The organism is Anaplasma centrale str. Israel, from assembly GCF_000024505.1.
Taxonomy (GTDB): Bacteria; Pseudomonadota; Alphaproteobacteria; order Rickettsiales; family Anaplasmataceae; genus Anaplasma; species Anaplasma centrale.
The window spans coordinates 77003-103711 of sequence record NC_013532.1; the positions used below are offsets into that span (position 1 = coordinate 77003).

At 46.1% G+C, this 26709-nt stretch carries 27 protein-coding genes and 1 tRNA gene; 20 read left to right on the plus strand and 8 right to left on the minus strand.

The annotated features are described in order from the left end of the window. Positions 1–153 precede the first annotated feature (153 nt). From ACIS_RS00345 to infC, 13 genes are all read left to right on the plus strand, one after another. Positions 154–582 (plus strand): hypothetical protein, encoded by a 429-nt coding sequence (locus ACIS_RS00345; protein WP_012880275.1) that lies wholly within the window; start codon positions 154–156, stop codon positions 580–582. A gap of 142 nt (positions 583–724) precedes the next feature. Then, entirely contained in the window at positions 725–1459 is a 735-nt protein-coding gene (locus tag ACIS_RS00350; protein ID WP_012880276.1) for a hypothetical protein, read from the plus strand. A gap of 41 nt (positions 1460–1500) precedes the next feature. Then, a complete protein-coding gene (gene dapF, locus ACIS_RS00355) occupies positions 1501–2298 on the plus strand; it encodes a diaminopimelate epimerase (protein ID WP_012880277.1) in 798 nt (265 codons plus the stop codon). A gap of 75 nt (positions 2299–2373) precedes the next feature. Then, complete coding sequence (locus tag ACIS_RS00360) at positions 2374–2886, plus strand: hypothetical protein (RefSeq protein WP_012880278.1); 513 nt, start codon at positions 2374–2376, stop codon at positions 2884–2886. A 66-nt stretch (positions 2887–2952) separates the two neighbouring features. Continuing rightward, a complete protein-coding gene (locus tag ACIS_RS00365; RefSeq protein ID WP_012880279.1) occupies positions 2953–4047 on the plus strand; it encodes a methyltransferase domain-containing protein in 1095 nt (364 codons plus the stop codon). Between the two features lie 81 nt (positions 4048–4128). Then, positions 4129–4217, plus strand: a tRNA-Leu gene (locus ACIS_RS00370). 15 nt (positions 4218–4232) lie between these two features. Next, positions 4233–5321: a GTP cyclohydrolase II gene (locus ACIS_RS00375; RefSeq protein WP_012880280.1), complete on the plus strand. Its 1089-nt coding sequence runs from the start codon at positions 4233–4235 to the stop codon at positions 5319–5321. 117 nt (positions 5322–5438) lie between these two features. Continuing rightward, positions 5439–6128, plus strand: a complete 690-nt coding sequence (locus ACIS_RS00380; RefSeq protein WP_012880281.1) for a VirB8 family type IV secretion system protein — start codon at positions 5439–5441, stop codon at positions 6126–6128. Next, entirely contained in the window at positions 6115–6954 is an 840-nt protein-coding gene (gene virB9, locus ACIS_RS00385) for a P-type conjugative transfer protein VirB9 (protein WP_012880282.1), read from the plus strand. Before ACIS_RS00380 ends, virB9 begins: the two co-directional genes overlap by 14 nt. Positions 6955–6973: 19 nt before the next feature. Then, entirely contained in the window at positions 6974–8311 is a 1338-nt protein-coding gene (locus ACIS_RS00390) for a TraB/TrbI/VirB10 family type IV secretion system protein (RefSeq protein ID WP_012880283.1), read from the plus strand. A gap of 57 nt (positions 8312–8368) precedes the next feature. Continuing rightward, positions 8369–9367 carry a P-type DNA transfer ATPase VirB11 gene (virB11, locus tag ACIS_RS00395; protein WP_012880284.1) on the plus strand — a complete coding sequence of 333 codons (999 nt, stop codon included), beginning with the start codon at positions 8369–8371 and terminating at the stop codon, positions 9365–9367. Positions 9368–9414: 47 nt separating this feature from the next. Then, positions 9415–11841, plus strand: coding sequence for a type IV secretory system conjugative DNA transfer family protein (locus tag ACIS_RS00400; protein WP_012880285.1), 2427 nt, complete (start codon positions 9415–9417; stop codon positions 11839–11841). Then, complete coding sequence (gene infC, locus ACIS_RS00405; protein WP_012880286.1) at positions 11838–12155, plus strand: translation initiation factor IF-3; 318 nt, start codon at positions 11838–11840, stop codon at positions 12153–12155. Before ACIS_RS00400 ends, infC begins: the two co-directional genes overlap by 4 nt. Before the next feature lie 29 nt (positions 12156–12184). On the opposite strand, the gene ilvC is transcribed toward infC, so the two are convergent. Further along, the gene (gene ilvC, locus ACIS_RS00410; RefSeq protein WP_012880287.1) at positions 12185–13156 is read right to left on the minus strand and encodes a ketol-acid reductoisomerase; all 972 of its coding nucleotides are present in this window, start codon (positions 13154–13156) and stop codon (positions 12185–12187) included. A gap of 125 nt (positions 13157–13281) precedes the next feature. Here ilvC and ACIS_RS00415 point away from each other — a divergent pair, with 125 nt between their 5' ends. Further along, positions 13282–13653, plus strand: a complete 372-nt coding sequence (locus ACIS_RS00415) for a ferredoxin family protein (protein ID WP_012880288.1) — start codon at positions 13282–13284, stop codon at positions 13651–13653. Positions 13654–13673: 20 nt separating this feature from the next. Here ACIS_RS00415 and nadA read toward each other — a convergent pair whose 3' ends face one another. Then, positions 13674–14609, minus strand: coding sequence for a quinolinate synthase NadA (nadA, locus tag ACIS_RS00420; protein WP_041651336.1), 936 nt, complete (start codon positions 14607–14609; stop codon positions 13674–13676). Positions 14610–14649: 40 nt separating this feature from the next. Beyond that, positions 14650–15429 carry a methyltransferase domain-containing protein gene (locus ACIS_RS00425; protein ID WP_012880290.1) on the minus strand — a complete coding sequence of 260 codons (780 nt, stop codon included), beginning with the start codon at positions 15427–15429 and terminating at the stop codon, positions 14650–14652. Between the two features lie 122 nt (positions 15430–15551). Here ACIS_RS00425 and ACIS_RS00430 point away from each other — a divergent pair, with 122 nt between their 5' ends. Further along, positions 15552–16793 (plus strand): phage portal protein, encoded by a 1242-nt coding sequence (locus tag ACIS_RS00430; protein WP_012880291.1) that lies wholly within the window; start codon positions 15552–15554, stop codon positions 16791–16793. A gap of 13 nt (positions 16794–16806) precedes the next feature. Further along, a complete protein-coding gene (locus ACIS_RS00435; RefSeq protein ID WP_238523285.1) occupies positions 16807–17247 on the plus strand; it encodes an HK97 family phage prohead protease in 441 nt (146 codons plus the stop codon). Here the strand turns inward: ACIS_RS00435 and ACIS_RS00440 are convergent. After that, on the minus strand, positions 17234–18094 hold the full coding sequence (locus ACIS_RS00440) for a hemolysin family protein (protein WP_041651340.1): 861 nt from the start codon (positions 18092–18094) through the stop codon (positions 17234–17236). The two genes, ACIS_RS00435 and ACIS_RS00440, sit on opposite strands and share 14 nt — an antisense overlap. 403 nt (positions 18095–18497) lie before the next feature. Between ACIS_RS00440 and hemE the strand changes: the two genes are divergently transcribed. The 3 genes from hemE (at position 18498) to ruvC (ending at position 20929) form a co-directional block, all read left to right on the plus strand. Beyond that, a complete protein-coding gene (gene hemE / locus ACIS_RS00445; RefSeq protein ID WP_012880294.1) occupies positions 18498–19538 on the plus strand; it encodes a uroporphyrinogen decarboxylase in 1041 nt (346 codons plus the stop codon). A gap of 69 nt (positions 19539–19607) precedes the next feature. Then, positions 19608–20426, plus strand: a complete 819-nt coding sequence (locus tag ACIS_RS00450; protein WP_012880295.1) for a cytochrome c oxidase subunit 3 — start codon at positions 19608–19610, stop codon at positions 20424–20426. Positions 20427–20440: 14 nt separating this feature from the next. Next, complete coding sequence (ruvC, locus tag ACIS_RS00455) at positions 20441–20929, plus strand: crossover junction endodeoxyribonuclease RuvC (RefSeq protein WP_012880296.1); 489 nt, start codon at positions 20441–20443, stop codon at positions 20927–20929. Positions 20930–20931: 2 nt separating this feature from the next. Here the strand turns inward: ruvC and plsY are convergent, their stop codons facing one another. Beyond that, on the minus strand, positions 20932–21525 hold the full coding sequence (gene plsY / locus ACIS_RS00460) for a glycerol-3-phosphate 1-O-acyltransferase PlsY (RefSeq protein ID WP_187286250.1): 594 nt from the start codon (positions 21523–21525) through the stop codon (positions 20932–20934). A 60-nt stretch (positions 21526–21585) separates the two neighbouring features. Between plsY and nadC the strand changes: the two genes are divergently transcribed. Next, entirely contained in the window at positions 21586–22404 is an 819-nt protein-coding gene (gene nadC, locus ACIS_RS00465) for a carboxylating nicotinate-nucleotide diphosphorylase (protein WP_012880298.1), read from the plus strand. 17 nt (positions 22405–22421) lie between these two features. Here the strand turns inward: nadC and dnaJ are convergent, their stop codons facing one another. The 3 genes from dnaJ to ACIS_RS00480 all read right to left on the minus strand — a co-directional run bounded on the left by dnaJ (position 22422) and on the right by ACIS_RS00480 (position 26575). Next, positions 22422–23564, minus strand: coding sequence for a molecular chaperone DnaJ (dnaJ, locus tag ACIS_RS00470; RefSeq protein ID WP_012880299.1), 1143 nt, complete (start codon positions 23562–23564; stop codon positions 22422–22424). Positions 23565–23637: 73 nt separating this feature from the next. After that, positions 23638–25722 carry a glycine--tRNA ligase subunit beta gene (gene glyS, locus ACIS_RS00475; RefSeq protein ID WP_012880300.1) on the minus strand — a complete coding sequence of 695 codons (2085 nt, stop codon included), beginning with the start codon at positions 25720–25722 and terminating at the stop codon, positions 23638–23640. Position 25723: 1 nt separating this feature from the next. Continuing rightward, complete coding sequence (locus ACIS_RS00480; protein WP_012880301.1) at positions 25724–26575, minus strand: glycine--tRNA ligase subunit alpha; 852 nt, start codon at positions 26573–26575, stop codon at positions 25724–25726. Between the last annotated feature and the right edge of the window lie 134 nt (positions 26576–26709).

Genomic DNA, 26709 nt, shown 5'->3' on the forward strand with positions numbered 1-26709 from the left:
GTTTACGCTTCTCCCCCGTGCCGTGCAATCACCTAGGCCAAGTAAACGTGTTTTGCGCCATCATTGGCACTGTAATCTCACTATTATGCATTATTTAACTATGGAAAGTGTATGCTCTTGCGGTGAGCAAAGTTCAATTTTAGGTGTAGCCGTATGCAGCAAGGTGTACCTGCAGGTACCCCAGGGCACCCTGGTTCTTTGAGGGTGCAGTGGGAAGTAGTAAAACATCAAAAATACAGCAATGGCAGCTTGTCTCAGGTATCATGTCTGTACACCATAAAGGTGTACAATATCGAAGGTATGTTTGCCTTTAGCGCAGAACCTGTGAGGAGCGCGTTGCTCAGAATTAACCCCTCTATAGATTGCGTACTTCTTAACAAGGCAGTTAGCATAGAGGTGCTGGACGGAGTCATATTCCGCAAATTTGCCAGCAAAAAGCGAAACTACATCTCTCGTTTGCAAGACTTGTCCAAGTACTTCGAGGATGATTTAGGTATCACTCTTCCAGAAAGTATACGTAAGAGTTTCGTTAAGGAGTTCGGTGAGGCAGCAAAGCTGCTGAAGGGCTCTTTCAGCGTGTAAGCCGGCGGCAAAGCAGTTATCGGACATTTAATGGTTCGCGTGTGGTAGCCCCTGGTTCACGCGCATTAACCCTTAAGAAATTAGGGTAGATTATAAATTTTTTATCTAATTCGCCTTACCAATTTCACAATCAGGAACACGCGTGTACGCCGCAGCTGTCGCGCAGCTTCTGCAGCAGCACCAGGTAGTGCTTGTTGCGCTCGTGCTATTTGTAATCTTTTTCACAGCGGCGAGGCCAGTACGGGGCGCCTCCAGGGGGCGGCATGCGCACACAGCGTCGCGCGGGAGGTCTGCACGCGGTCAGGCAGCATCAGCAGCACCTGCACAGCACAACCAGGTAGAGGCCGTCACCGTTTTTAGTGGCACCGAGGTTTCGGAGCTGACTCCTGAGCGCGAACTCCATGCAAGCGGACAAAGTGATACAACCGCAACTCTACCCCAAGCAGTGCCACCAACGCCCTGCGTAATGCGCGGTGGTACCTGCGGCACTCACTCTACACAGCAACCCCCGGTAGGCCATATTCCCACATTATCACGTGGATGTTCTGCAAAACCCATCACAGATCCAAGCACTGAGTGCGTGCATGCATTATGTCCCTTAGAGACGGAATCCAGCCACTATTTGCCAGCAGAGTGCACAGAAGAAGAAGCAGCAGATGTGGTGGATATCGTGGGTGAACAGTACGCGGGTGTTGGTGAGCCTGAGCTCGACGAAGTCCTGCTTTGCATTGACGAACAAGAGGCGAGCGTAGTGGACCTGGAGGAACTACCCCCCACAAAAGAAGAGCCAGAGCAACTGGCAAGCACCGTAATGTACTGTATCGCGGTGGACCAGGTATTCCCTCACTCGATTGCAAGAACGCTCCAGCACGGGTAGAATTCACCCTGCACGTCTGAGCACGTCATGTTAGGTGGGCAGTGAATTTTATTAAGATGCACAGCAACGCAAACGATTTTGTCATCATTGACCGCAGAAATACTGGGGATGCAGCCATAGACTATGCGGCTATCGCCCACAGAAAGACCGGCGTTGGTTGCGACCAGGTAGTGACTATAGACAGATCAGACGGCAGCACCGATTGCACAATTACCATCCACAACCCAGACGGCAGCCAGGCGGCAATGTGCGGCAACGCCGCAATGTGCGTGGGCAAGCTACTCATGGACGAGTTGGGCACTATTAGCACCTCCATCACAATTGGTGACCGCACAGTAGTTGCGGAAAAGGTCCCAACCGGCAGGATAAGGGTAAATTTGGGTAGCCCAAAACTGGCCTGGCAAGACATACCCATAGCCAGAGAGTGCGACACGCTGCAGATTCCGCTGTCAATCCCAGGATACCCACAGCCCGTAGGGGTAAACATGGGCAACCCGCACGTAGTGTTTTTCGTCGCGTCAGTCAAGGACTGCAAGTTAGAAGAGCTGGGGCCGTTGGTGGAACACGATTCCATGTTCCCACAGCGTACCAACGTATGCGTAGCGGAAGTAGTCACTAGAAACCAGATCACCCTGAGGGTGTGGGAAAGGGGTACTGGCGAGACGTGTTCCTGTGGTAGTGGATCCTGCGCTGCACTCATCGCGGGTGTAAGACTAGGAGCCACAGAAAGAAAGTGCGTGATCACCATGCCCGGGGGAAGCCTGTTAACAGAATGGCAAGAAAGTGGTGATACCGTGGTCAGTAGTGGAGTTACCGAGTCTTTCCGCGGCGTTCTGTAGGCGGCTTGTAAGTTTTCTAATTACAAATGCGGCCTGTGTGCGTTATAATCAGGGGTGTAGTGTGGAGCTTGTGTTATGCAGGAACTTTCTTCTGTGGACAGGGTGGCAGCGTCAATGTGCGTGGTGCCGGCCTTTGTGTGTGTTTCCGTGGCGTGCGTGGCTGCAGTGGTGATAAAGACGCTGGGTACTGAGTCCGGAGACTGTCCGCTTGAGTGCCCGTTGGCGGGGTTTTCTGCATTGGCAGCGCTGACGGTGGTGACATTGCTATTCTTCACACTTCAGGCGCTAGAGCGCGCTTGGTATGTCGCATCCATCGTTGCCACTAAGTACAGGAGCTTTGCCGCAGTCATAGCGTGGTGGCTGTCCCTAGAGAGAAACAGGACAAAAGTGGCTTCAGAGGATGGGCACGTCATTCCTGTGGGTTGTACTGACGGCAGCTTCCATCGCAGTATAGACCCAAAGGAACCCGATCCTCGTCCCTGCAAGGGTAATAGCAGATTAAGGGTTGGCAGCATGCTCTGGTTGCTCGATGTCACCGATTCTGTGGCGCACCAAAGAGAGCTTTGCAAAAACTCAATTTTGTCTTAGAACTTACCGGCGGCGTTCGCAGTTTTTTTTGGTGTGGAGAGTTTTGTCTTACCGATTAGGTGGAGTATGAGAAGAATCCTTTCTTTCTTCGGTGATGGCCTAGGGTCGTTGTGCTCGAGGATTTTTTGTTCACTCCCGGGCACAGGAGAGGTTGCTGAACTCGTAAGAAGCGGCCGCGCGTCTGCCATGGAGGGCGTTGCCTCCTTGCGGGATAAGTCTCGAAGCCTACTCTCTACGAATATGGACCTGGGGTTGTACCACTTTTACAGGGGTAACGTACAAGATGCAAAAGCAAGGTTCTGGCTCATCAGTTTAGTAAGGCCAAGGCTCCCGGATGCCTACTACAACATAGGTAGGTGTTATCTGGTCCTTCATGATATGGGCAAGGCAGTAAAAAACTTCGAGAAGGCGCTATCGCTAGATGGGTCACATCAGGAGTCTATGTATTACCTACAAAAAATCGAGGCTCCCGAGAAGGTGGCGGAGGTTCCGGAAGGCATCATAAGGCAGCACTTCAACTATACAAGCGAATACTTTGTGGAGCACTGGCTGGTTGCACAGAACTACAGGGGGCATGAGTACGTGCGGTCTTTGGTTATGAATTTTCTAGGAAGCAGGGTTGCCGAGCTGGACATCCTAGATCTGGGGTGCGGCACTGGTATCTGTGGGCAGTTTCTGAAGATGAAGGGAATAGGTCGCCACATAACCGGGGTTGATATATCCCGCAGGATGCTGGACATTGCCAGAAAGTGCTTCGTAAATGGGAGGCAGGCGTACAACGAGTTGCTTTGTATGAACATGCACGAATTCCTGCAAGACAACAGCAGGGAGTATGACGTCATCATCCTGACAGAGGTGCTACATTACGCCGGAAAGCGCTTGGGTGAGACTCTCAAGACGGTCAGCAAGGCTTTGGCCAAGGGGGGCATCATCATAGCGCTTGTGCGCGAAGGTACCGGGCAGGGGTACAGATTTGTCAAAGAGGGAGATTTCTTTTGCCACTCGGGTGCGTATGTTCAGCAGCAAGTGGAAAAGCTAGGCCTGCGTTTGAGTTATGTCAACCGTTGCAAGATATACGGAGACAGGGTTGATGGGTTGCTGTTTGCAATATCGCATGACAACCCTGCCGCACCGGTTATGGAAGGCTCTCCTTCGCAGTAAGCGGGGAGTGGGTGCTATCGGCACTGGCAGCTGTAGTTATTGACATCTGAGCTTGTTTTTCATTATATTCGGGTGTTTGTCGCGGTTGTGGTGGAAATGGTAGACACGCAGCGTTGAGGTCGCTGTGGCTATAACAGGCCTTGGAAGTTCGAGTCTTCTTAACCGCACCATCTCGTGGGTCTTAAGTGAATTTGATAGGCAAGGCTTTCGGCTTTGGCAACAATCTGGTAGAGAGGGCGGTACTGGAGATAAGGCGCTGCGCGCCGGTTGTCCTCCACACATGCGGCAAATATGCGCTGGTTTTCCCCAGCGAGCTGTTGGAGGAGCACTCCTTCGCTACACTTACTGAATTTTCAAGCAAGGTATACTTACTGCTAACTGGCAGGAGAATGGCTGCAGTTGCGGGCGGGCATGAGCCGTCTAGAGTGTTGGCAAGTAACCTCACTCTCACAGACATTGCAGCAGCACTGGCCACCGGCGTGAGTCTACCACCCAACGCGCAAGTCACAAGTAGCAATAACCCACTAGACAGGCATGCGGTAGACTTGATGAAACTGGCAAAGTTGCTCCCCTCCGCTCTGGTCGTGGATATGGAACTGGCCGATGATGGGGCTATGGAGCAGTGGTGCGCGCAGAATAACGTATTGTGTTTAGCGTGTGACGCATTGTCGGGTTACCGTGAGGAATACAGATTGCACGAGGTTTGCCGCTCCGATCTTTGTTTACACAGCGCACTGGTATCTAAAATACTTGTGTACAGGTCAAACTTAGGGGAGCCAGAACATTATGCAATCATCATAGGCAACCCAAGCCTTGTGAACCCCGTGGTAAGGCTGCACTCGTCGTGCTACACGGGAGATCTACTGGGCAGCATGTCGTGTGACTGCAGGGGGCAACTGCTGCACGCCATACAATTCTTGGGCAGCGGGCACGGCGGCATAGTGTTATACATCTCCCAGGAAGGGAGAGGAATAGGGCTAGCAAACAAAATACGTGCGTACAATTTACAAACGCGGAACTCGCTAGATACTGTAGATGCCAATAGGTTCCTCGGGTTTGACGACGATGAGCGAGACTTCCTGCCAGCAGCCCATATTCTCAATGCGTTGGGAGTTACAGAGTTTCAAATGCTCACCAGCAACCCCAGCAAAGTATCCGGCATGCGTGCCCATGGGTTCAATGTAACAAAAATGATACCTCTTTCGGTTGGAACTCACGAGCGCAATATTGGCTATATAAAAACAAAAATAGAACGCCTAGGCCACGTTAATTGAGGATGATTTTCCTGTTAACTTGATGTAAATAAAAGCGTTGTAGGTTGTGTTCGTGTATTATGCGGGCTTATCGTTGGGGAGGATTTCCCCTTCCTGGTTTAATTTCGGCGGGTTTGTATGGGCATATTTAGTTTCGGTAAGAAGGATGGGGGTGCCGCCGTTTCCGCGAGCACCGATGACTGGTATCATGACAGATACAGCTCGGTTGTGGTCCAACGGAACGTCCTGCTTCTCCTGGTGGTGTTGTCCGTATTCTGCATTGCAGTAAGCACCTTTGTCATTTTCAGGATAGGGAAGACGAGGACAATCGAGCCGTTTGTGGTTGAGATAGAAAAGAAGTCGGGTATTACCACGTTGGTCAACCCGATCACGGTAAAACAGTACTCCGCTGACGAGGTCTTGGGCAACTATTTCATCATCGAGTATGTGCGGGCGAGGGAGCTGTACGACCCGAATAATTTTCAGTACAACTACTACACAAAGGTGCGGCTGCTTTCCTCCCAGGAAACTTATGGTGAGTTCCGCAACTGGATACGTCCTAGCAACCCCTCCAGCCCTATGACGCTGTATTCAGACGCGGTGTCTGGTAACCTGAAGGTGCGGTCTTTGCAGCATCTGAGCACAGGAAACGTGCAGATTAGGTTTTCCCTGGAGTTTAACAACCACAATGGGTCTATCACCAAGAGGGATAGGATTGCCACTCTCTCCTTCAGGTACTCTTCGCTTGAGATGAACGACCAGGATAGGCAAGTAAACCCTCTGGGATTTCAAATTACTTACTATAGGGCAGACGATGAATTTCTATAAAAACTTGCTTGCGTTCTCGACTCTACTGGCTGTTGTGTTCACGGGAGGCGTGGCTCAGTCTGCCGTAAGCGGTGGTGCGCCTGTGTCTGTAGATAGCAGGATCAAGACCTTTGTATACAGCCCAAATGAGATATTCACGGTTGTATTCAACTATGGGTATCACTCCTTTATAGAGTTTTCTAAAGGGGAGACCATAAAAGTGATGGCTATGGGAGACACCGTTCACTGGAAGGTGAAGCCTGTGGACAATAAGCTGTTCATCATGCCACTGGAAAGGGAGGGCAAGACGAACATGCTAGTGGAAACCAACAAGGGCAGGAGCTACGCTTTTGATCTTGTTTCTAAGTCTGCTGACCCTGGTAGTGCAGAGTATAGGACAACAGCCGACGAGTTTGGCAGGGTAGATTCTCCTCTCACAGACGCAGCCTATGTAGTGCGTTTCTACTACCCAGAAACTAACAGGGAGTTTGACCTCAAGGGAGCTGGGCTGGCTGACCTGTCTGCTCCAAGCTTGGCAAAAAACCCCAACAGTGGCGAGGTTACCATACGCCCGAACGCAACCGACAAGAATTATGTGTACTCTGCAAGCAGCTCTGATGAGACAATAGTTCCTGTGAGGACTTTTGATGATGGAGCCCTTACATATTTCCAGTTCTACGACAATAACAAGGTGATACCAAAAGTGTTTTCCGTAGGGAGACATGGCAAGAAGGTGCCCTGCAGGATGTTGCTACTGAAGGGCTATGTGATAATCGAAGGAGTCCACAAGCGGCTGTACCTTGACTACGGCAAGAGTGGCGTTGAGGTGGTGAATACGGTGCTTTAATCAATAGTTGAGTTTAGGGATGTCAGACGAGACCAAGGGTAATAACTACGGCGGTGATGGCGTAGAGGAAAGCGTCAATGTGGTGGGCGTACATAAGAGCAAGAAGCTCTTTGTAGTCCTGGTGGTGTGCGCTATAACCGGAATGGCCTATTACATGTTCTTTCGTAGCAGCGGTACCACGGAGAAATCTGAGGAGCCGCAGGCTGTCATCGAGAAACAGGATGTTGACAAGTTGCTCAAGGAGTCCGAGGCTCCAGCTCAGGAGACTGCGCCAAGGATTTTGACTCCCCCACCTAAACTGCCTGACCTACCTCCTCTGGTCATGCCGACCGCTCCGGAGCTCCCAACGCTTACTAAGATCACCAAGAAAAGGAAGGAGGAGCCCGTAGCTACGGAAGAGACTAAAGAGATTTTGCCTCCCGCGGTGGAGAGTTTCTTCGAGCCCGAGTTGCAGCGCCATCCCCAAGAGGAAGACAGGATGCCGCAACACATACCTATGCCGTACCGGCCAGGGGGGGGAGGCATACCTGAACCTATGCCCTCCTTTTTGGGGTATGACAGAGAAAAGCGCGGTACGCCTATGATCGTCCTAGGAGGGGGCGGGGGCGAGAGTGGCACAAGCGAAGATGGTGGCGGCCAAGGCTCAGACAGCCGCTTCAGGACGTGGGGCACGCTGGATGGCACATCTTCACCCAGCGTCAAGGCCACACGGGTAGGAGACCCTGGGTATGTTATTCTCCAGGGGCACATGATAGACGCGGTCTTGGAGACCGCAATAAACTCAGACATTCCCGGGGTGCTGCGGGCAATAGTATCTAGAGATGTATACGCGGAAGCAGGCAATATGGTCATGATACCGAAAGGTTCTAGGCTGATAGGCAGCTACTTCTTCGACGCATCTGGCAATAATACGCGCGTGACCGTGAGTTGGGCCAGGGTCATCTTACCCCACGGTATTGACATTCAAATTAACTCTGCCGGTACTGATGAGTTAGGTAGAAACGGTAGTGCAGGGTTTGTTGACACCAAAATGGGGAGTGTCCTCACATCCACGATTCTACTTGCAGGGGTTTCCATGGGTACTGCCTTTGTGACCTCGAAAATACCTGCCCTGCAGTCTGAGATCAAGGATACCACGGAGGAGAAAGGTGGAGAGAAGAAGAAAGAGGAAAAGTCGTCTACTCTTCCGGTCAAGATAGTGTCTGACGCCGTAAAAGATTTCTCCGAATCTATGAAGTCTCTGATAAAGAAGTACGCGGATGCCAACAAGCCAACCATTTATGTTGACCAGGGAACTGTAATGAAGGTATTTGTAAACCAAGACATAGTGTTCCCCAGGGAGGCGGTGCGGAGGTAATTGGCCTGGGTCCGTGTGGGGGCGTGGTGTATTTAGTATGGAGTGTTGTGCGTACATATGACAGCGGGATATGCAGCGTTAGAGACATACTTGGAGCCCCTGCAGAGCATATTCGCGGAGGATGGGGTTAATGAAATCTCGATCAACAGGGAATGCGAGGTATGGGTAGAGAACAGGGGCGATATACGGTGTGAGAGGATTGAGAGTCTGACTCTGTCTCATCTCAAGGCACTCGGCAGGTTGGTGGCACAAGCAACTGAGCAAAAGTTGAGTGAGGAAACGCCTTTGTTGTCGGCTTCTTTGCCCAACGGTTTCCGTGTGCAGGTGGTGTTTCCCCCCGCTTGCGAGGGTGATAAAGTCGTATTCTCCATAAGAAAGCCATCGACGGTGCAGCTGTCACTCGAGGATTATGAGAAAATGGGTGCGTTCGCCCATGTAGCCCAGCAGGGCCGCAAGGCTATGGACGTGAACAAGAAGCTTAGTGAGTTTCTGAGTAGTGGGGATATCAAGTCTTTCATAGAGCTCGCGGTGCTGAGCAAAAAAAACATAATAGTCAGCGGGGGTACGTCCACTGGGAAAACTACGTTCACGAACGCGGCGCTGCGGGTTATCCCAAAGGATGAAAGGATAATAACTGTGGAAGACTCTAGAGAAATAGCGCTAGACCACCCCAATAGGGTGCATCTATTAGCATCTAAGGGCGGCCAGGGGCGCGCTAAGGTCTCTACTCAAGATCTTATAGAGGCCTGCTTGCGTCTTCGGCCAGATAGGATAATCGTGGGGGAGCTCAGGGGGGCTGAGGCGTTCAGCTTTCTCAGAGCCATAAATACAGGGCACCCGGGCTCTATCTCCACCTTGCATGCAGACACGCCTAGAATGGCTGTGGAGCAGCTGAAACTTATGGTAATGCAAGCAAGCCTGGGGTTGCCACCGGAACAAATAGTAGACTACATCACCAACATAGTAGACGTAATTATACAGCTAAAAAGGGAGTCTGGAGGAGTGCGGCACGTCTCGGAGATTATGTTCACCAAATGTTCACAAGGCAATGATTAAGCTTGGTGTAAAATCGCTGATGGCCAGGGCCTCCTTATTGTTAAGCCATGCACAGTAGCTCTAACCACATACGTAACATTTTGGTGTTCTTCTTCGGGATGTTTTTCCTCCTGGAGTTCTGTTTTTACATCTCGGGGGCACTTTTTGTTCTTTCAATGTGGGGTCTTGAGTACTTAGACTTCAACGCTCTGAACCCCAGCATATCAGACTTCCCCATGAGGTTATGGCCAACAATTTTCAATTACATCCACGGGTGGTGGGCTGATCCCAAGTTATATGGGGTGCCTAATTCGCTGAAGTTGTGGCTATCCTTCGCGGCACCGTTGTGTATAGTGGGCACTGTCTTTTGGAATCTGCGGCACATTCTCCTGGAGTGGCGACCTTTCCGAAAGAAAGAGGCCTTGCATGGTGATTCCAGATGGGCGTCGGAGCGCGATATACGTAAAATTGGCCTCAGAAGCAGGAAGGGTCTGCTTCTTGGAAAAGACCAAAGGGGGTATTTAGTAGCAGATGGCTACCAGCACGCATTGCTTTTCGCGCCTACAGGGTCAGGTAAAGGTGTGGGGTTTGTAATACCCAATCTTCTGTTCTGGGAAGACTCGCTCGTGGTGCATGACATCAAGCTGGAGAACTACGACATCACAAGTGGGTGGCGCAAGAAGATCGGGCAGGAAGTTTATGTGTGGAACCCTGCACAACCTGACGGTATCAGCCACTGTTACAATCCTTTGGACTGGATAAGCAAAAAACCCGGCCAGATGGTGGATGATGTGCAAAAAATCGCGAACCTCATTATGCCTGAGCAAGACTTTTGGTATAACGAGGCTCGCAGCCTTTTCGTCGGTGTCGTATTGTATTTACTAGCAGTTCCGGAAAAGGTCAAATCATTTGGTGAAGTTGTGCGCACAATGCGCAGTGATGATGTAGTTTATAACCTGGCTGTGGTTTTGGATACCATAGGGAAAAAAATCCATCCAGTAGCATATATGAACATTGCGGCTTTCCTCCAGAAGGCCGATAAGGAACGGTCAGGGGTGGTCTCAACAATGAACTCATCCCTGGAACTGTGGGCCAACCCCTTGATTGACACCGCAACCGCGTCTAGTGACTTCAACATTCAGGAGTTCAAGAAAAAGAAGATCACAGTATACGTGGGCCTCACCCCAGATAACCTGACCAGGCTCAGGCCTCTAATGCAGGTATTCTATCAGCAGGCGACCGAGTTTTTGTGTAGGGCGTTGCCATCGGACGATGAGCCCTATGGGGTTCTGTTCATGATGGATGAGTTCCCCACGCTAGGAAAAATGGAGCAATTCCAAACCGGTATTGCGTACTTCCGCGGTTATAGAGTTAGGCTGTTCTTGATAATACAAGATACCGAACAGCTGAAGGGTATATACGAAGAAGCGGGTATGAACTCCTTCCTCTCAAACTCTACTTATAGGATCACGTTTGCGGCAAATAATATTGAAACTGCAAACTTGATTTCTCAGCTCATAGGTAACAAAACCGTGAGCCAGGAATCGCTGAATAGGCCGAAATTTTTGGATTTGAATCCTGCATCGCGCTCCTTGCACATTTCAGATACTCAGCGGGCGCTGTTGCTTCCACAGGAAGTGATCATGCTACCGAAAGATGAGCAGATTTTATTGATCGAATCTACGTATCCGATCAAATCGAAAAAGATTAAGTACTATGAGGATAAGTTTTTCACTAAGAAGCTACTCAAGAGCACTTTTGTCCCGACGCAGGAACCTTATGATCCAGATGCGGCACGGGGAGGAGTGGACACAGTCGCTGAGGATGTGCCTACATCTGAAGAAGGAGAGCAGCAGGCTGCCATTGCTCATGAAGAAAGCGCTCAGGAGGCGCAGCAACCCCAAGAACAACATGGTGATGAGGCTGGGTACGACGAATTCGGAGATTATCCACAAGACTATGACTACAGCTCAGAAGATGATGAGTACATGGAAGGTCTGGATGACATAGAAGGAGAGGATGTACCACTAAACGGAGAGGGCCTGGACGATATAGGTGACGAAGACGGCTACCCGGAAGATCACGTTAGCGACGAAGGACATCCGGAGGAGGATGAACTCCTAGCATATGAAGAGGAGCACACTGATGGTGAGCTACAACAAGGTGATGAAGATGGGTATGGTGGCGGAGATGAAGAGCCGTATTACGAGGAAAATGACGGTGGTGAGCCGTATGAGGCAGATGAAATACGCGGTTCAGAGGGCGAGGCCACTGACGTGTATCCAGCGGAGGATGAACTCCTAGCATATGAAGAGGAGCCCACTGATGGTGAGCTGCAAGATGCCGAAGACGAGTATAGCAGCGGAGATGAAGAGCCGTACTATGAAGAAAGTGGCGGCGATGAGCCGTACGGGGAAGACGAAACATACGATGACGAGGATACGCAACCCCCCCGTCGCGACGGCAAGCAGCGCGATGATGACAACCCGCAATGAGTTCTGTAGGCCAGGCTAGATCCTCCTCACTCAAAGAACTGAAGTTCAGGCTAAACATTGAGGATAACGACTATAACATTAAGCTCAACAACCTCAAAGGATTCATAGAGAAGGGGAATAAGGTTAAGGTATCTATAAGGTTTGTGGGACGTGAGCTTCAGTATAAGGAAGTGGGGTTAGGTATTCTAGATCGTTTAGTGAATGATACTGAAGGAGTTGCTAGACCAGAGTCTTCTCCTAGAATGGATGGAAATGTGATGAGTATGGTCTTTGGTAGTAAGGGGAGTGGTTCTTCCTCTTCTTCATTGCAGTAGTGTGTGTACTGCGTCCTATTATTATATAATTACGTGTTCATCAGATCTCTTAGTTCCTTCCCTACTGCTTCTATAGGATGCTTCTCTAGTTCTTTATAGTATGTACTAAGAGTTTGTTGTAGATTAGGTTCTTTACTGAGCTTCTTGAAGAATTCTCTGCTTTGGATCTCTGCTAGTGTTTCCCTCATACTCTGCTTCACCCTGCCATCTATAATCCTATCTCCAGTAATACTGGCACCATATCCCGCAACACTAGAGACATTGCTCAAGCAACCGTATATCCCCTTCCTGTGCATCAGATCAGCTATTAGCTTCACCTCATATACACAACCCAAGTATGCTACCTCTGGTGAGATTCCAGATTCAACCATAACCTCAAAAGCGCACTTGATGAGTGATGGTATCCCTCCACATAAGACTACTTGTTCAGAAAATAGGTTTGCTTCTACTTCTTGCTTGAAGGTAGTACCTATGATCAGCTTTCCGAGCATCACCGCCGCTGCATAGGCATCTGATACCGCCTTCGCTGTACCACTGCAGTCATTCATAACCGCAGTGAAGCACACCACTCCATTGCCCTCCAGATATTGGTTCCGTACCTCTGTGCCTACTGACTTTGGCGATACCATACACACGTCAACGTATCCCGGCAACTCAACCAGGCCATATAGTATGCTCAGCCCATGTGCAAATATGATTGCCTGCCCAGGCTTCAAATATGGAAATAGCGTCTCTTTACATATCTCCCGGTGTGCCTCATCAGGTGCTAGCATCACTATGACGTCAGCATGTTTTGCTGAGGAGCCTGAAGTATCAACTTCAAACCCGTCCCCCCTTGCTAAATCTATACTCCTTGATCCTGTGTGAAGGATAATCGTTATATCTCTAATTCCGCTATCGCGCAGATTCATCGCCTGGGCCTTGCCCTGGGAACCATAGCCAACGATGCAAAACTTCTTTCCGCTCAGGCAGCTACAATCACTATGTTGGTATATCTCCATCTAAACACCTCCCTCGACGAGAGGGCACATACGCGTACCAACAACACGCAGGCGGTTGCGGCGCCTGCAGTATTTGCTCTTTCGACAACAGTCAAGTATCATAAGGGTTTTAGCGGCTTAGCTTCATGACCCATTTTGTAACAGACAGGTGCATCCGGTGCAAGTATACAGACTGCGTTGAGGTGTGCCCTGTGGACTGCTTTTATGAGGGGGAGAACATGCTGGTGATCGACCCGGACCAGTGCATAGACTGCGGTGTTTGCGTACCGGAATGCCCTGTGGATGCCATAGTCAGCGACGAGTTCATAGAAGATATCATATCGTGTGATGATAGCACGCTGAATGAGCGGCAACAGAGTTTGAAGGCTTTTCACAAAATAAACGCAGAATTTTCTAAAAAATGGAAAAACATCACAGCCTCAAAACCACCTATGGAGGAGGCGGAGAGGTATAAGGATGACTTAAACAAGGCGCAGTACTTCAAAGAAAACACTTGAGGTCGGCTTCTTGAACTACCCTATGATGCGCGCATCATCGCTTCGATCGGTTTCCTTGCGCCGGAGATTATTTCTGCACTCATCGTCACTTCGGGTTGCTCATCCACAATACACTTGTAGAGCTTTTCTAAAGTATTTAGCCGCATGTATGGGCACTTACTGCATGATTCACAGCCCTTGGCAGAATTAACTACATAAAACTCGCTCCCCGGGGACGCTTTTCTCATTTGGTACACCAACCCCTCTTCGGTCAGTACAATGAACTTAGACCCAGCGTGAGCGGCAGCGTAGCGCAATAGGTGTGTGGTGGAGCCTATGCAGTGCGCATATTTTAGCAAATTACCAGGGCATTCCGGATGTGCAATAATATGGGCGTCTTTATGCCTCACAGACAAGTCAACAAGGCTGGCTTCGGAAAAGTTTTCGTGCACAACACAACTTCCATGCCACAAGAGCATATCCCTGCCCGTTTTCTGTTTGAGAAATTCTCCCAAAAACCTGTCAGGAGCGAACAATACTTTTTGGTCTTTGGGTATGCTGTTAATTATCTTAACGGCGTTGGAAGAGGTGCATATTATGTCTGAGTAGCATTTCACTTCCGCAGAAGAATTGATATACGTAATTGCAAAGTGGTCCTCATGTGCACGCCGGAAATTTTTAAAGTCTTCCCCTCTACAAGATTCTGCCAACGAGCATCCGGCATTGAGGTCTGGCATTATAACCCTTTTACCGGGATTTAGAATTTTGGCAACTTCTGCCATGAAGAACACGCCACAAAAGACGATGATCTCCGCATCTGTTGATGCTGCCCTCTTTGACAGCTCAAGGGAATCCCCAACAAAATCTGCAGTTTCTTGGACTTCATCATCCTGATAGTAGTGGGCCAGAATGATTGCGTTTTTTTTCTTCGCAATGTCCCTGATTTCGCGTGACAAATCGCGACAGTCGCTAAGCATGACGGCAAATACGCTAGGCACAGACGTTGGCGCTATGATATCAGCAAAATCGTTTTTTGATAACTAAATAAGCTATATTCCAGGAGCTTATTACCATCCCATTCTGCGAGAAGAGGTCGCTATACACACGACACACATCCGCAATACTTACCCCAGAAGTTTCAGCTGCACCACGGTGAGACTGCGCGCCAATCTTGGCGATTGAGTTCAGCAATCGCATGCACGTCTTGTGATGCAGTGTATATTTTTTGCACTGCACATATTCAATGGTGGCTCCTAGCGTGGGGACAAGCTTTTCAAAAAACGCAACGTCATGAAATTCAAATTGTCTCTTCCGGCCCATTAACCTTTCACAAACTGCAAGCTCCTCCAAGGTTCCTTGTACGGGAACGCTGATAAACAACCCCTGCCCAGTTTCATTTAGCACCCTCAGCATGCTTCGCAGGCAGGCACTAATGTTATAAGCCCAGTGTATAGCCATGGATGACGTTACCACATCGAAAAAACCGTCGGAGAACGGCATGTTTTCCATGTTGCAACTTACGGTAAGGCCGCGAATTTTCTTGTTGGCAATGCCACACATCTCTTCAGAGATATCTACCTGAAAAAGCTCGCAACGGTTGCCAATTATGGCGCCCACGTGCCCGGTGCCACACCCAACATCTAGCACTTTCTGTCCTTTAGTGCCACATACAAGCGTACATAGCTCCCTCGCGATATCGCGCTGGACGGTGGAATGCTCGTCATAAGAACTTGCTGCTTTGCCGAATGAGCCTCTAGCTCTTTCGGTGTAAGTACTACCTATACGGGACACGGGCATTTACAACAACTACCAAAAGTAAGATTCTAAACTATATCAGTAAAAATATACAGTGTCCAAATTGCTTCCGGGGCGCGGTTTGGTGCATTAGCATGAAGCATATCCGGTAAGCACAACCAATTATGCGAGAATCCTTTTTCGGCAGAAACAGCGACACAAGTGTGTCCTCGGTGTTTTTAGAATGCCGTGGAGAAGCCGTGTGGGGTGACCGCAACTATGCGAGTTTTGCTAGAAACGGGTACATTAAAAACGTTATCGCTTTTCGGTCGATCCATATGGTGGCATCCGCCGCAGGATCTGTAAACATCACGTTACACAAAACCACAAAAAGCGGCGTTTTTCAGATATTCAACCATCCTATCCTTAAGTTGTTATCGCGTCCCAACTGTATTATGACGAGGGCCGAGCTAATCGAAGGGATAGTGACATACAGGTTGATTAGCGGCAATTCATACGTCCTATCCGTAGAAAGTAGGGACATGCTCCCAAAAGAATTACACCTACTGAGGCCCGATAGGGTAGAAATTGTTACCAAAGCAGGGGGGAATGCCATAGCATACCGCTATAGCGTGAACGGACATGTGTACGAGTTTCAGGTGGACCGCGCCACCAACCGCCATGATTTGTTACACCTGAAGAACTTTCACCCCCTAAATGATTGGTACGGATTATCGACGATCGAAGCCGCATCTTACAGCATTGACCAACACAATCAGGCCGGCGCTTGGAACCAGGCAATGCTGCAGAACGGAGCCCGCCCCAGTGGCGCCCTGGTCGTGAAAACTAAAAACGAGAGGAATAGCACTCTGACTCAGGAGCAGTATCAAAGATTAAAGGCCCAGATTGAAGACTTTTACGCAGGGCCAAAGAACTCCGGTAGACCTATTTTGCTCGAAGGTGGGTTGGAATGGCGAGAAATGAGCCTGTCCCCACGGGACATGGATTTCATTGAGTCGAAAAATGTCTCTGCTCGAGAGATCGCTCTGGCTTTTGGGGTTCCACCCCAGTTGCTAGGCATCCCGGGAGACAATACTTACAGTAACCTTTCAGAAGCTAGGCTTGCGTTATGGGAGCAGACGATCATCCCGCATTTGGAGAGTATTATCGCACATCTCAACTCATGGTTGGTGCCAAGGTTTGGTAGCAACATGTTTCTGTCTTACGATAAGGAATCTATCTGCGTGCTGACTGAAAAAAGGCAACGGTTATGGCAGTATGTACAAAATGCAACGTTCATGACCGTAAATGAAAAAAGAGCCGCTTTCGGCTTACCCCCGATCGAGGGAGGCAACTCCCTCGAGGCTCAAAAGCAGTACGACAATGGTGGCGAAAATGTATATAGTCAAAAACTCAAAGAAACATGAACATGGCAGTTTTGTGGGTTACGCTAGTGTTTTCAACAAGGTAGATGCCCACAACGATGTAATAAAGCCAGGGGCATTCGCGGAGTCCCTGCAAAAGAGAAAAGTGGCCCTGCTATGGCAACATAGTATTAAGGACCCTATTGGAAAAATACTAGACGCTAGGGAAGACTCCTTTGGTTTGTTGGTGGTTGCAAAGCTAAACCTGGGGCTTCGGCTGGCACGGGAGGTCTACGCCCTGATAACAGACGGCAGCGTAAATGCCCTATCCATAGGGTATAAAGTTGTACAGTCAAGAAGGGATAGCAAATCCGGCGTTAGGATGATCTCCAAAATAGACCTCTGGGAAGTCAGCGTGGTTACATTCCCAGCAAACGAAATGGCAAAAATAAGCACAGTGAAAGCTCTGCACGTCCCTATAGCGGCCGCAGGCCGCCTTTTCCTCACCGGTTCCTGAGAACTTTACTTAGATCAATCACTACCCTATATATGCATCGATTGTCTACTTCCTTAATCAGGAATGATGCACCACTTTTGTGATTAAAAACCTCATCCACAACCGGCACCCTACCCACCATAGCAAGTATAAGCCCTCCGACTGTTACGTACTCTTCTTCCTCAGAATCTTTAAGTGAGATACCGAGCGACTGCTCCAGGGTGCGGACCAGCACTCTTGCATTCACCTCGATTTTATCGTTGGAGATATTTACAATATCGGGGATTGAGGGGACGTCATGCTCATCCTCTATATCGCCAACAATTTCCTCAATTATATCAGCCATCGTAACCAGCCCGTCGGTGCTTCCATACTCATCTAGCACAATTGCCATGTGCACACGGGAGGACTGCATCTTCACAAAAAGGTTCACGGCCTTCATCGAGTGCGGAACGTACATCACATTGTGTATTATGCTCTTCACGTTGAAGTCCAAACCCTCTTTCGAGGTGATGTCCTTAATGTGAATAAATCCGACGATGTTATCGATATTGTCTTTATACACCGGCACCCTGGTATGCTGGCTCCTCAGCACCTTAGTGAGTAGGTCACTATCATCAATCCCCAGTGCGAGTATTTCAGACCTTTGCACCATGATGTCTTTCACTGAACATTCATCCAACCTGACTAGGTTGTTCATTATGTGGGAGCTACCAAAGTGCAATGCGTTCTCTGCCATTATTCTGTTTTTAGCAAACTCCTTGAAACCAGGGAGCCTCTCCAGGACAAAGGAATAGAAGACAGACCGCGCACCGCCCCGCGTGGGGACATCGCCACCTACGCCATCTTCAGAAACTCCGTTTCCCATTGCTAACAAAACCCACATCACCTACACAGAGCTTCCAGAGTATACTCGGCAAATCCCCAGCTTTCTATACCAAAGTTGCCTGTATAACTCTGTTAATAAGTATGTAAATCACAGGTGAATAAAAAGTACTAACATAACGACACCAAGTTATTCACAGAGTTTTGAGAAATAACGCGAATTTTCACGACCAGAAAACCGCCACGCACTCGGCAGTTATCAACACAATTCACACACATTTTATAAACATAAATTTTCGTACAAAATCAAACACTTAGCTACTTTACTAACAAATTTATCCACAAAACTGCAACCGCGCTATTAAATGGGATTTTGCATAATTTGCGGTTATCCACACAATCAACAGGTATAAATAAACTATAGTTATATATAAGGAAGATTATTTATGTTTAATTCAAAAAAACAAGGTAGAGTACTCGAACGGGTTCTCATCGAAAAAAAAAGACAGGAAAAGATTCCAATATGGTTCATGAGACAAGCAGGAAGATACCTTCCCGAATATCATGAGGTCATGAACAACTTCGAAAACTTCTTAGACGCCTGCTACACCCCAGAGGTCGTTGAAAAAATAACCCTACAGCCAGTTAAAAGGTTCGACATAGACGCAGCAATAATATTTTCCGACATAATGGTTGTCCTAGACTCTTTAGGATATGAAGTCAACTTTATGAGAGGACAAGGACCACAAATAGGAAAGGTCATACACCAATACTCCATTAGTGAATCTATCACAAAGCTTCAACCAGTATTTGAAGGAATTCGTAGAGTACGAAAGTCTCTAGACATTGACAAAACCCTAATAGGATTTGCCGGATCACCTTGGACTTTGCTTACATATGCTTTAGGAAAGGAAAAAAACTTTTTTAAAATCAGGAAGGATATTTGCCTAGAAACTGCGCATAAACACCCCGAAAACAAGATTACGGAGCTAGTTAACAGAATTACTGACCTGACATCCCACTACCTAGCGAAACAAATCGAGAGCGGAGTTGATGTTATTCAATTATTTGATAGTAGTGCAAGTCTGCTTCCAGTAGAAATCTTTGAGGAATACGTTATCACCCCAACAAAGAAGATAGTAGATTTTGTACGTGTTAGGCATCCAAACTTTCCTATTATTGGATTCCCTATGGGTGCCGGTGTGATGTATAAGACATATTTAGAAAAAACCGGAATATCCGCTATTAGTGTTGACTACAGCATACCAACTTCATGGATAAAAGAACACCTTAATGGTGTGATACAAGGGAATCTAGACCCATCTCTATTGGCATACAACCAAAAAGCATCAGACAGCAAATCTATAAAAATAGTGGAGGAGTTGGGAGATAAACCACTTATTTTTAACTTAGGGCACGGCATCCTACCAGAAACCCCAATACAACATGTAGAAAGTCTTATTAGATCAGTAAGGAAGGCCTCTTGAATTTGAATAATCTTGACATATACTCTCATTAGTCTGTAACTTCCAGTTACTTTTACTGCTAAAACTCAGATGAAGAAGCACGACCACCATATACTTTCGCAAAGTCCGTGGCCGATTCTTCTCTCTTTATGCTCTTTTCTCTCCGCATTTGGGTTAGTAAAATTTATACACGGCGGCTCCTATTGGACGATATTTTTCCCGATAGGAGTACTTCTAACCATAACGGTGTTATATAAGTGGTGGTTTGACGTCATCGACGAGGCTAATAAGGATAACTGTTTCACGGAAGTTGTTAAGCGAGGGTTGAGGCTAGGCCTTGCTGTAATGATTCTTTCAGAGACTATGTTCTTTTTTGCCTTTTTTTGGTCTTTTTTTAAGGCTTGGCTTTTTCCAGTTTATAATCTAGTAGATTTTTCAGAGAAGGTGTATACCTCTTGGCCTCCAAAAGGTATAAAGACCGTTGATCCGTGGTCTATACCTTTCTTTAATACCATTACCCTTCTCCTTTCTGGTTTTACAATTACATGGTCACACCATTTTCTCTTAGGTGGGGATATGAAATCTTCATCCAGGATGCTTTTATCAACGATTATTCTAGGGGTTATTTTTTCCTCCTTCCAGTGCATTGAGTACATGCATATAGACTTCCCATTTAAAGGAGTAGGTGGTGGGGCGGTGTATTCCTCTAATTTTTATATGGCAACTGGGTTTCATGGAGTTCACGTATTACTAGGGATAGTTTTTTTGTTCATATGCTGGGCAAGGATGAAAAAGGGGAATTTTTCCTCTGAGTGCCACATTGGGTTTGAATGTGCGGCCTGGTACTGGCATTTCGTAGATGTAGTTTGGTTGTTTTTGTTTCTTTTTATGTATGTTATCAGCTCATAATCCCCGCTAATTATGTGATCACTATCGGTATAGACCCTGGGCTTGAGTTTACAGGATGGGGAGTTGTTTCTAGTTTGGATTCCCACTCTATATGCCTTCTGGATAGTGGGGTTATTTCCACTCGTGGAATTAGTAAGGAAAGTGAAAAGCTGTACAAGATTTATGTTTCTCTTCTCTCTGTTCTTGGTATGTATAGAATAGAGGAGGCATCAATCGAGAAGGTGTTTGTAAACTCTAATCCAAGGTCTTCAATGTCCTTATGTTACGCAAGGGCCGCGTCGACAATTTCTGTTATGTCTAAGGGGATTAACATATACGAATACTCATCCACTGCGATTAAAAAGTGCATAACCGGAAATGGTATGGCCCCAAAAGATCAGGTTTTATTTATGGTAAGGAATTCACTTGGGATAGGAAGCGATATAAAAATCAATAACCATTCATCTGATGCCATAGCCGCTGCCCTATGCCACATATATAATACTAGAGTTAGAGTTTTTTGATTTTAGAATAACTTTTTTTCAGCTCCATTCATAATTCTAATAATATTATCCTTGTGCTTTATCAGTATAATCACAGACATAGCTATGTAAAATATAGACGCGTTGAAATCCTCAATTGCCACACAATATATACATGATGATACAATTGAGGTTATTGATGATAATGATGAATATCTAAATATAGCAAAAACAACCGCCCAGGTTATTATAAACAATAGAAATACTTTAATATTCACTGACAACACTACTCCTATTGTTGGGGCTATCCCCTTTCCCCCCTTAAATAAAAACCATAATGGGAATATATGACCAACTACTAGAGTAAACCCAGTTAAATATAAGATGGATTTTTGTACATTCGTCTTTTCTAGGACAAAAATCACCAGCGCTGATTTAATTATATCCAGAGATAGTGCTACAAATGAAATTTTCTTATCTACTCTAAATACATTAGTCGCCCCAATATTACCTGAATTAACGCTTCTTAAATCCATCTTACAAAATACCTTTACCAGTATCCATGAGAAGGGAATTGACCCAATTAAATACGAGACAAATAGTATTGGGATGAGGTTATAATCCATAAGTAAATTCACTTCCTATCTTAAGGTGGTACAGTATACACTCAAGATAGGTTTTTTCTTGAAAATAAGTATATGTTTGAGGAGATTATACGCTCTGCAGTAATGGAGGATCTTGGGGAAGAAGGAGATATAACTACAAGTTGTATATTTGAGGAAGAATGTATTAAGTTTAGAATTATTTCTAAAGAATCGATGGTGGTTTCTGGGATAATCGCCATTGAGGAAATATTTAAAATGTTTGGTAGAGAAATAGACTTCACTTTATTAGAACATGATGGAAACTACATAAAACCAGGTACTGTGATTGTTGAGGGATCTGGCCCCGCTTTCCAGATATTGTCTATTGAAAGGGTTTTATTAAACTTCCTACAGAGGGCTTCTTCTATTTCCTCTATCACCAGGGATTTTGTATCTAGAGTTGTTGGAACTAAGGCTAAAATAAGGAGTACACGTAAAACTTCTCCTGGGCTTCGTATTTTTGACTTATACGCTGTACGCGTAGGTGGAGGAGAAAGCTATAGAAAGGGACTTTACGATGGAATAATGATAAAAGATAACCATATAGTAAGCTGCGGGAGTATAACAGAGTGTGTGTCAAGAATAAGAAGGAAATTAGGGAATGCTTTTATCACAGTTGAGTGTGATAGTAAAATACAGGTAGAGGAATCCCTGAAAAATTCTATTAACCTAATCATGCTGGATAATATGAATATTCAAGAGATTAGAGACTCTGTCGGGATGATAGGGAATTCGGCTATGATAGAGGTCTCCGGTGGCGTAGACATTGAAAGTGCTGAGGAGGTAGCTAGACTAGGAGTTGATTACATTTCAGTAGGGTCCATCACCCACTCGTTCACGTGTAAGGATATTAGTCTAGAAGTCTTTAAATGAGTATGTTAAGTTTATAACTATCCGGAGCTTATATCTCTCCATATATCCTTGATTTTTTGGAAAAACCCTTGGTACTTTGGGCTGCAATTTGCGCTAGACTCTTCTTCAAACTTCTTTAGTAAGTCTACCTGCTGTTTTGTTAATTTAACTGGGGTTTCCACGGTAACATGCACATACATATCTCCCCTTCTATCTTTTGAGTTTACCTCTGGCATTCCCTTACCTCTCATCCTTATCTGGTCACCACTTTGGGTACCATCGGGAATTTTTAGCTTTGTCCATGAACCATCGATGGAAGGCATTTCTATCTCTCCACCTAGGGCGGCTATAGTCATTTTTATCGGAACACTACAGTGAAGGTCAGAAGATTTTCTGGTGAAAAATTTATGATCCTTAACTCTAATATACACGTAGAGATCACCTTCTTTAGCTCCCCTAAATCCTGCCTCTCCCTTACCGTTGACCCTTACCTTATTTCCTGTCTCTATACCTTTAGGTACGGTTACTAGTAGACTAACTTCGCTTCTTACCCTACCATTTCCTCCACACTTACGGCACTTATTCTTAATTACCTCTCCTTCTCCATTACATATGTGGCACACCTCCTCAATAGTTAAGAATCCTTTCCTAGTTCTAACACTACCTGCACCATTACAATTTCCGCACTTCACGGAATTAATTGCTCCATCACTTCCAGTACCAGAACATGAAGAACACTTTACGTTTGTGATATAACTGATTGGAACTTTTGTTCCCTTAAAAGCATCCTCAAGAGATACTTCCACATCATACCTAAGGTCAGAACCACGCAGGTGTTCCCTACTATTACTTCTTTGTGATCTACCAAAGCCTCCACCAAAGAAGTCCTGAAAGATATCGGAAAAGTCAGTTGAGAAACCACTAGTAAAATCAAATCCACCGGTACCTCCGCCACTAGTGAAAGCATTATGGCCATAGCGGTCATAAGCAGCCCGCTTATCTGGGTTGCTCAACACCTCGTACGCTTCACTTATCTTCTTGAACTTTTCCTCGGCTTTCTTATCTCCAGGGTTTTTATCTGGGTGGTACTTGAAAACCATTTTACGGTATGACTTTTTTATTTCATCTGCGCTGGCGTTTCTGCTTACTTCGAGTATTTCATAGTAGTCGTTGCTACTCATTTTCGGTCTTTTAAAATATTTTCAAGTAGGTTAGTTATCTATATACTCGGACGTGAAAATTCAAGAGTAAACGCTAAAACGTTCCAAGTATTTTACTAAAATCCAACACTTTATTATACACATTCACTGAGGATACTAGTAAATCAACCCTATTGCGGTACAACTCCGTGTTTACCCGGTCACACACCCTTACTCCATCCATGAACGCGTTAACAAACGAGCTAAACTCAAATAATGAATTCATAGCCTCAGAAAACTTACTCCCCTTCATTAGGATACTTATCAGTTTTTTATGGTGATTTATTTGGTCATATAACTGTACTTCGTAGCACTCCTTACATAACCTTTTATTAGGTCTAACGTCCGACTTCCACTCCACTGATTCCTTTGTGATGATGTTATAAGCCCTTTTGTAGGCGGTAATAACTGTACTACCTTCCTTTGTCTTAAGATATTCACAAATCACCTCCACCTTCTTCTTAACTGTAGGGATATCATGAAATCTCCCTACAATAGCGTCAATTACCTCTTTATCTAGATCGCTTTCCTTTAATATTACCTTTAGCCTCTCATAGCAAAAAGATAAAACATTGGAAGTCAGAGCGTCGCGGTCAACACTTAGGAGATGATTTTTATTTTTACTTAGCCAGGCCTTACGAGTATACATGGACACGGCCTTTGCTACTATCAGGTCTAGCGGTATAGAGATATTGTTTTCTATTATAACTCTTAGCAATGAGATCGATGTTCTTCTTAAAGCAAATGGGTCACGAGAACTAGATATTTTTTCAGTTGCCATGAGCCCAACTAGGCTATCAACCTTATCTGCAATTGAAACTGCAATTCCTATAGGAGACTTAGGGCATGGGTCATTTTGCCCTGTGGGAAGGTAGTGTTCCTCAATTGCTAGACAAACGTCATCTACTTCTCCAGAGTGTTTTGCATAGTATCTACCCATTTTTCCTTGAAGCTCTGGAAATTCCCGAACAACCAAGGTTGCAAGGTCCGCCTTGGAGACCATTGCTGCCCTTTCTGCATTTAACATTGAGGAATGTGGAATCCAAACTGAGCAGTATTTTGCGAGGGCGGACATCCTCTCCACCTTATCCAAAAGGGTGCCTAACCCACTCCTAAACACTATAGTAGAGAGTAAATTTACATAGTGGTTCATCTCATTTTCTTTATCTTTCTTGATTAAGAACAACGCGTCCGATAGCCTTGCCCTAAGAACCATCTCATGATTTTTTATTACTTTGTCGTTCACAACGCTAGCAACAGAAGCGAATTTTACTATTTTTCCCTCCTGGTTTTTTAGTGCCACGTACTTCTGATGGTGAACCATGACACACGAAACAACTTCCGTAGGAATTTCACTAAAACTTTCGTCTACACTACCGACTAATATTTTTGGATATTCCAAACTACTACTCATATCTTCCAGCATCTGGGCGTTATGATCGTACGTTAGTTTGGCATCAGATATCTTCTCGTTTAGCTGTTCGAGGATACATTTCCTTCTTTCTTCTGTATCCACAATGACCATACTTTCAGATAAGAACTTCAGGTACCCTACTACATTGGTAACAGTGTGCTGACGATTGGCGAACCTTAGGTTTCCGTATGTTATGTTGTTCGCAACAACTCCCGCAACTGAAACGGGTAAAACATTACCGTCCATGACGCACAGCACATTAATGACCGGCCTAGTCCAGTGTCCAGTGCCTACCCCCCACCGCATGCGCTTGTGCAGCGGAAAGTCGTCAATCATGCACTGTATCACTTCCGCTACTTCACTGGTAAGGTCTTTCGAACTTAAAACTTTGGAGCTGTAGTAGAATTTTTCACCTGAGAACTCCCGTATTTCTAATTCCTCTATACTTTCTTTACCCACTTTTTTAAGGAAACCGCTTATTACTTTTTCATCAGAAGAAACCCTGGGGCCTTTTACTTCTTTTTTCCCACTACCCTTGCTCTGGTCTATGTTATATGCGGTAAATATTATCCTATTCGGGGTGGTAAATGTTTTTGATGTGCTGTAGCTTATCCCCTTATTAATAAACTCCCTATCTATTTTCGGTTGTATGTACTCACACGCAACTTTCATAGTTTTAATAGGAAGTTGCTCACATAGAACTTCAAGTACTAAATCGGAGGACATATTAAGCCGTTTTGTATAGTTTTATGTAGGAGTTACAGCACATATTTGCCATTTTTCTAACTCTCAAGATATAAGAAGCACGCTCATTCACTCCAATGACACCGCGTGACTCTATGATGTTGAGCACATGGCTTGCCTGTATACAAAAATCGTACCCAGCTATAGGAAGATCTTTCTCAACCATTAGAGAGCACATCTTCTCACTATTTTCAAACCTTGAAAGCAGAAACTCGACGTCGTAGTATTCGAATGAGAGCGCAGAAAACTCCTTTTCCCGGGCAAGAAATATGTCGCCGTACTTTACCCCAGTTCCATTCCAGTCAAGGTCATAAACATTATCGACGTCTTGTAGTATCATTGCAATTCTTTCGAGCCCATAGGCAATTTCGCCAGGAATAGTAGCGCACTCAATCCCCCCTACTTGTTGCATGTAGGTGAATTGAGTAATTTCCATGCCATTACACGATACCTCCCATCCAAGCCCTGAAGCCCCTATACTGGGGTTTTCCCAGTCATCTTCGATAAAACGAATATCGAAGTCATTTTTTGAGATGCCAATCATCTCAAGGCTCTTCAAATAATCATCGATTAGCGTACTTCTAGATGGTTGAACGATAACCTGATACTGGTGGTGTTGATATAACCTATTTGGATTCTGTCCATATCTACCGTCTGAAGGTCTGATAACCGGCTGCACATAGGCAACCATGGTATCCCTTCCAGAGAGGACAGAAATCGACGTTGCTGGATGCAACGTCCCGGCTCCTAGCTCAGAAGTATACGGGTGCATGAGGGCACAACCATACGCCTTCCAGTAGCCATCAAGCTTCTCAATGATACTTTGGAAATTCACGGCATCTTGCGATAACCACCAACGACGGTGATGATGATACGAAAAAAATGCTTTAACAAGAAATTTATTTCGGAGTATGCGCTTTGGTAGGCGTTAGATTTTTCTCGTTTTTCATTGCATTTTCACTATTTTTC